This is a genomic window from Dolichospermum sp. UHCC 0259 (genome assembly GCF_009711935.1).
GTDB lineage: Bacteria > Cyanobacteriota > Cyanobacteriia > Cyanobacteriales > Nostocaceae > Dolichospermum.
This window is the reverse complement of record NZ_VIKX01000210.1, coordinates 47,811-53,892: the sequence shown is the minus strand read 5'-3', so window position 1 is coordinate 53,892 and position 6,082 is coordinate 47,811. Positions and strand designations below refer to the sequence as shown.

8 protein-coding genes are annotated in these 6,082 nt (G+C 37.0%); 5 read left to right on the top strand and 3 right to left on the bottom strand.

What is annotated here, in order from left to right; all coding sequences use genetic code 11:
• Positions 1-133: 133 nt before the first annotated feature.
• From FJR05_RS17370 to FJR05_RS17360, 3 genes are read left to right on the top strand one after another with little or no spacing between them, the layout of a single operon-like run.
• Positions 134-424: a hypothetical protein gene (locus FJR05_RS17370; RefSeq protein WP_174783756.1), complete on the top strand. Its 291-nt coding sequence runs from the start codon at positions 134-136 to the stop codon at positions 422-424.
• A 50-nt stretch (positions 425-474) separates the two neighbouring features.
• Complete coding sequence (locus FJR05_RS17365) at positions 475-744, top strand: DUF2281 domain-containing protein (protein WP_028084968.1); 270 nt, start codon at positions 475-477, stop codon at positions 742-744.
• Positions 741-1,160 (top strand): type II toxin-antitoxin system VapC family toxin, encoded by a 420-nt coding sequence (locus FJR05_RS17360; RefSeq protein ID WP_015081509.1) that lies wholly within the window; start codon positions 741-743, stop codon positions 1,158-1,160. Before FJR05_RS17365 ends, FJR05_RS17360 begins: the two co-directional genes overlap by 4 nt.
• A gap of 161 nt (positions 1,161-1,321) precedes the next feature.
• On the opposite strand, the gene petL is transcribed toward FJR05_RS17360, so the two are convergent.
• Positions 1,322-1,414: a cytochrome b6-f complex subunit PetL gene (gene petL / locus FJR05_RS17355; protein ID WP_168645265.1), complete on the bottom strand. Its 93-nt coding sequence runs from the start codon at positions 1,412-1,414 to the stop codon at positions 1,322-1,324.
• Between the two features lie 130 nt (positions 1,415-1,544).
• Between petL and aroB the strand changes: the two genes are divergently transcribed.
• The gene (gene aroB / locus FJR05_RS17350; protein ID WP_168645264.1) at positions 1,545-2,636 is read left to right on the top strand and encodes a 3-dehydroquinate synthase; all 1,092 of its coding nucleotides are present in this window, start codon (positions 1,545-1,547) and stop codon (positions 2,634-2,636) included.
• Positions 2,637-2,757: 121 nt separating this feature from the next.
• Here the strand turns inward: aroB and FJR05_RS17345 are convergent, their stop codons facing one another.
• A complete protein-coding gene (locus FJR05_RS17345) occupies positions 2,758-3,123 on the bottom strand; it encodes a hypothetical protein (RefSeq protein ID WP_168645263.1) in 366 nt (121 codons plus the stop codon).
• A 281-nt stretch (positions 3,124-3,404) separates the two neighbouring features.
• Here FJR05_RS17345 and FJR05_RS17340 point away from each other — a divergent pair, with 281 nt between their 5' ends.
• Complete coding sequence (locus tag FJR05_RS17340; RefSeq protein WP_168645262.1) at positions 3,405-4,319, top strand: glutaminase; 915 nt, start codon at positions 3,405-3,407, stop codon at positions 4,317-4,319.
• Here FJR05_RS17340 and FJR05_RS17335 read toward each other — a convergent pair whose 3' ends face one another.
• Positions 4,320-5,501: a hypothetical protein gene (locus FJR05_RS17335; RefSeq protein WP_174783755.1), complete on the bottom strand. Its 1,182-nt coding sequence runs from the start codon at positions 5,499-5,501 to the stop codon at positions 4,320-4,322.
• Between the last annotated feature and the right edge of the window lie 581 nt (positions 5,502-6,082).

Genomic DNA, 6,082 nt, shown 5'->3' with positions numbered 1-6,082 from the left:
CACAAATAGAAAACTGACAGACCACTAGCTTTGCTTCTGTTCAACCGCTTATAACTCAAACTTCTAAGTAGGTAAACAGGAAAATTTAAAGGTATGTAACGGTATGTAAAGTTATCTCAACGCGAGATTATGATTGAGTTTCAGCCATTTTACAAAACTAAACATATATCGTTTTTATTATGTTTACCTACTTATAAAATCTTTACCAATACCTATTTTTGATTTTCAATTTCAACAGCATATTAATTCAAAATTGCTCGAAAGTTTGGATTTAAAACTAAAATCCAAACAACTCCTAGAAATTGCTAAAATAGGAGTAAAAAAAGCAATTGAAACCGATGAAGCAACAGCTACAGATTGGATAAATCAACAATTGGCAATATTAGGAATTGATCTCAAAAATGGAGGAGAAAATAAAAATTAATGCAGATATCATTTATAATGAAATTATAGCCTAGTAGTAGAGGTGAAACTATGACTATTGAACAAGCAGTTTTAGAAAATCTGCGAGAGTTACCAACCGATAAACAACAGGAAGTTTTAGATTTTATTCAATTTCTTAAACATAAACTGTCACAAATAAAAGAACAAGTACAGGAAAAACCATTACAGAATAAAGGAGATAGCTTTTGGGAAGGGGTTTTAAGGTTTCGAGAAACAATTGAAAGAGAAGGAATTGAATTTACAGATGAAGATTTTGCAAATCTTAGAGATCGTAGTCCAGGACGCGAGATTGATTTATGACAGTTCGCTTTTTACTAGACTCTAATATTATCTCAGAACCGAGTCGGCCAATTCCCAATACTCAGGTTTTAGATCAATTAAATCGCTATCGTTCAGAAGTAGCAGTAGCAAGTCTTGTTGTTCATGAAATCCTTTATGGCTGTTGGCGTTTACCAGCATCTAAACGCAAGGATTCTTTATGGAAATACATTCAAGATTCTGTGTTAGATTTGCCTGTGTTTGACTATGATCTCAAAGCTGCAAAATGGCACGCACAGGAAAGAGCTAGACTATCGAAAATTGGTAAAACACCTGCTTTTATTGATGGACAAATTGCCAGTATTGCCTTCTGCAATGACTTGATTTTAGTAACAAATAATGTGGCAGATTTTCAGGATTTTGAGGATCTGATAATTGAGAATTGGTTTATTAAATGAGGGACTAACTGTAGAACAAATTGCTCGGATACTTGAGTTAGATATCGAAGTAGTGAAGCAAGCAATCAAACAGCAAAGTAGTAAATAGACATTTGATAATCTGATTGAGACCGATACCTAAACCCACATAAAGTGGGTTTAATTAGCGTCTAATTGTAGGATTAGAGGATCTTAGCTCCGCGTAGACCAAATAACAAGCCTATAGCTACACCCATAAACACGCCTAGAAAGACAATATATTCAACTACAGCCATTTGTTTTGCTCCAGATTAGTTACTTATTTCTATTCAATCATCAATAATTATTAAAGGGAACAGGGAATAGAAAAGAGGTTGTCAACTTGAGGTAAAATACCCAGACGAGTGATTATATTAAGGTTGGGGAATGACTTCTGTAATTAAAGTAGATATACCAGAAAAATCTTATGATATTACCATCGCACCTGGGAGTTTAGATCAACTAGGTGAACAAATGGCGAGTTTGAAACTAGGTAAGAAAGTATTGCTAGTTTCCAACCCGATGATATTTAAATATTATGGCGAAAGAGCGATCGCATCTTTAGAAAAAGCCGGTTTTCAAGTTGTCAGCTACAACTTACCCCCCGGTGAACGCTACAAAACCCTCAACTCCATTCAAAAACTCTACGATATCGCCCTGGAAAATCGCCTAGAACGCTCCTCCACAATGGTCGCCTTGGGGGGAGGTGTAATTGGTGATATGACAGGCTTTGCCGCCGCTACGTGGCTCAGAGGCATTAACGTCGTCCAAGTCCCCACCAGTCTCCTTGCAATGGTAGACTCGGCTATCGGTGGGAAAACCGGCGTAAATCATCCTCACGGCAAAAACTTGATTGGTGCATTTCATCAACCCAGTTTAGTTTTAATTGACCCAGAAGTCTTAAAAACCCTTCCAGCACGGGAATTTCGAGCAGGAATGGCAGAGGTGATCAAATACGGGATCATTTGGGACACCGAACTGTTTACTCAACTAACAGCAAGCAAACACCTTGACCAACTCCGCTATGTGAAATCCGACCTGATAAACAGCATATTAACTCATTCCTGTCAAGCAAAGGCAGATGTTGTCAGCAAAGATGAAAAAGAATCTGGAATCAGAGCAATTTTAAATTATGGTCATACTATCGGTCATGCAGTAGAAAGCCTCACAGAATACCGTTTATTCAAACATGGTGAAGCTGTAGGTATTGGTATGGTAGCAGCCGGAGACATTGCTGTAAAATTAGGACTTTGGACACAAGCAGACACAGAACGTCAAAACGCCTTAATCAAAAAAGCAGGTTTACCCACCCAAATACCCGCAGATTTAGATATTGAAGCTCTTATTGATGCTTTGCAATTAGACAAAAAAGTTAAATCTGGCAAAGTCCGCTTTGTCCTACCAACCCAAATTGGTGCAGTCAAAATTACCGACGAAGTACCAACAGAAATAATCCGGGAAGTATTAATTAGGGAATAGGAGTCAGGAGTCAGGAGTCAGGAGTCAGGAGTCAGGAGTTTAGAAAAAAGAAGAAAGAAGAAAGAAGAAGAAGAAGAAGAAGAAAATTCTTCCCCCGCTTCCTGCTTTTTGCCCTTTCCTTCTATACTGGCAAAGGTGCTGAACCATTCAATTGCCTAGCAGCATTGATGCAAACTGGACAATCACAGCCAAATAATTTGATAGCTAAATCACTTTCAGCATCAGAAAATTCTAATTCTTGGGGATTATTTGTGTCCGCTTGTGCCACTTGCATAGGTTCTTTAGCAACGCTCAAAGGAGTATTACTCACCTGTATACATACCTTGTTCGGAGTTGCTGAATGAGGAGACATGACACAAGATTCATGAGTACCAGCAGTGTCAACTGTTTGACTAGCATGAGCAGGTCTAGCCATCATCACCATAGATAACATGGATGTAAACAACACGGGGCTAGAAATCAAAGTTAAAATAAATCTTTTGTTCATGTACTGTTAAAAACCTTGTTATTAGGGAAATAAACCAACTTATCTTTTCCGACAACTTGGTTGTTAATCAGTCTATCTTATCGAAGAAGAGGGAACAGGGAACAGGGAACAGGGAACAGGAGAAAGGGAATATTTATCTTTTTATTGCTTTTTACCAATTACCCGTAATTACTAATATTACGTAAATTTTCGATTTTGTATTTAAAATCGGTTACATAAAATTAGAGTAAATACTCATTAAGATATAATCCAGATTATGTTTTGATTTAAGGATTAAGTTTTTGCTAGGAATAACAAGCATCAATTTAGATAATTTATCTATTTGGGTAGAACAAGCCAAAACCCAAGCAGCACAAGGTAAAGTTATTGAACGCATTCCCAAATTAGCTACGGCTAATCCTAACTCATTTGCTGTTTATATAAGTTGTGAATCAGGAGAAAATTATAGTTTAGGAGATACCGATTGTGTATTTCCATTTATGAGTGTGATTAAGCCATTTTCTCTACTATACCTGCTGGAATATTACGGAGAAAAACAGGTTTTACAATGGGTTGGAGTTAAACCTTCGGATGCACCTTTTAATTCTTTACTGCAATTAAAAGAAGATCATGGATATCCTCGCAACTCTATGATTAATAGTGGTGCTATTACTCTTGCTGATAAGCTACCAGGAAAGGACGGAAATGAATGTACACAATTATTTTGTAAATGGTTAAATGAATTGGCGGGTACTCAAATATATATAGATACAGATATTCTAGCTTCAGTTCGTGCTAGTCGTTCCCAAATAAATATAGATATTACCAACTATCTCTGCGAGTCTGGAAATTTAAATAATATTGAATTATCTCTAGACGTTTATGAACAAATATGCTGTATCTCTGGACGGGTAGAGGAATTAGCTAAATTAGGAAACTTATTAGCTTGTAAAAACGAATTTATAAACAATCAACACCGTCAATTCGTGAATACGGTGATGTTAACTTGTGGTTTATATGAAGCTTCCGCTGAGTATGCTGTAAAAATTGGCTTACCAATAAAATCAGGTATTGGTGGTGGTCTTGTTGCCATTATACCAAATCAGGGAGCGATCGCCAGCTACAGTCCTGCTTTAGATATTACAGGTAATCCTGTAGCTGGTTTGGCATTAATGGAAACTTTATCTCAAAATTTACAACTGAGTATTTTTTGTTAATTACTCTTGGATTTGGGATTTGGGACTTTCCATTGTCTGAATATCTTCTGCTGGTGTAACTTTAGTAAATTTAACTTCAGGAATTGATTGTTTTTCTACTTTGGTTTCTGGTGCTGGTGTTTCTTCAACTTCTGGTATTGGTGTAACTTCAGGAATTGATTGTTTTTCGACTTTGGTTTCTTGTGCTGGTGTTTCTTCAGCTTCCGGTATTGGTGCAATTTCAGGGAGTTTAACTTCAGGAATTAGCTGTTTTTCGACTTTGGTTTCTGGTGCTAGTGTAGGAGTAGGTTCGGTAACTGGAATCTTAGCTGTATAACTTGGGTCTACAATGCCACGCACTTCATCTGCTGTCAATTCCCCTCTGACAATTTTAGAAAGAGTATCTTGACCATTGGGTTGGTAATTAATTAATCTGATAGTGGTATTGAAAGCATTTTTCACAGGTTGTCCTTCATTATCGAGGAACTCCAGCTTTACCCAAGTTTTACCAGGCTTAAACCCTTTGAGATAAATTGGTTGCCAACGATCAAGAATAAAGCTTTCACCATTGACTGTACTACGAATGCGCCAATTACTCATTGTATCGTCAGGATTAGTTTCAGCCATGCTGTGCAACGGTGCATTAGTCAAATAGAAATCCAGCATAATTGGTTCTGCGCCATAACCACCAGTAGGACGACTGTAAGTCAGTAGGGGTAATTTAGAATCTGGGTTGTTTTCCTCAGTTTTCGTCAAAACGTGAAATGTAGTTTGAGCATAAGCACCTTCATTTTTAAAACTTTCATGCCAAGGACGAGAAGCAAAAACACGAAGAGTATGCGTACCTGGAGATAAGTCTGACAATACCACCGGCTGATTTAAGTCATAAACAGCTATATAAGGTTGATTGTCCAAAATTAGGTGCAAATGGGGACCAAGTTGCCATTTAGGGTCTTTAAATAACGGTAAGTCCTTAACCTGCAACCGGACTTTAACTATATTGTCGGGAAGAATTTCATCTCCTTGGGGACTGAGGATACTAACTTGAGGTTGATAACCTTCTAAACTAGGACGCAATGCTTGGATCACCTCTGGTGGTGCAGTTTCTGAAAAAGTCCCAGAAATTTCTGATACTGGGAGTGCTTTCATGAAAGGATTGATAGATGCTTCCTGGCTGTTTGCTGCTTCAACGCAACTGCTCAAGTTTACAACTAGAACTAATATGACAACCCATTTAATAATTGGGAATCTTTTTGAGAAAAGTTGCTCAAAAAATTTTCTGCACCCAGTGTTCATGTTTTTATTCCGTAATAGTTTTTAACAATTAACGCCATCATTGTGACGCAAATTATGACTCATGAACTATGGATAAGAGCATAAATCTACTACCAAAGTTATAAATTTACCTACTTTTATCTGCTTAAAATATCGAATAAGTGATTTTTTTGACTTATTTTCAGGAAATAAATTTGTTTTCAGTCCGCTGATTTTAGGTAAAAGTAGCCAAATGGCAGGAGTTTGAGGTGCTTTGCGTATGAATCATAAGTTTTTCCAATTGTTGTTCTTTGTAAATTAAATGAAGAGTCTATTGACTTTTGGACAATGTATAGGAACTTGTAAAGCAGATTAGACAATAAATCTGGCTATTTTTAATTATTGTTAACAGGTCTATAACAATATGCAAGTTCAGACTCTATAATTCAACAGAAACAACTTTTCTTTTCCACACGGCAACCGCATCGCTAGTCCAGAGCAATCTGAAAACGGCGACTGTGATATTCTAG

Bases quoted from the DNA above. Each gene is read 5' to 3' on its own strand.
- FJR05_RS17345 (WP_168645263.1), bottom strand. From the start codon at position 3,123: ATGAACAAAAGATTTATTTTAACTTTGATTTCTAGCCCCGTGTTGTTT.
- FJR05_RS17365 (WP_028084968.1), top strand. From the start codon at position 475: ATGACTATTGAACAAGCAGTTTTAGAAAATCTGCGAGAGTTACCAACC.
- aroB (WP_168645264.1), top strand. From the start codon at position 1,545: ATGACTTCTGTAATTAAAGTAGATATACCAGAAAAATCTTATGATATT.
- FJR05_RS17360 (WP_015081509.1), top strand. From the start codon at position 741: ATGACAGTTCGCTTTTTACTAGACTCTAATATTATCTCAGAACCGAGT.
- petL (WP_168645265.1), bottom strand. From the start codon at position 1,414: ATGGCTGTAGTTGAATATATTGTCTTTCTAGGCGTGTTTATGGGTGTA.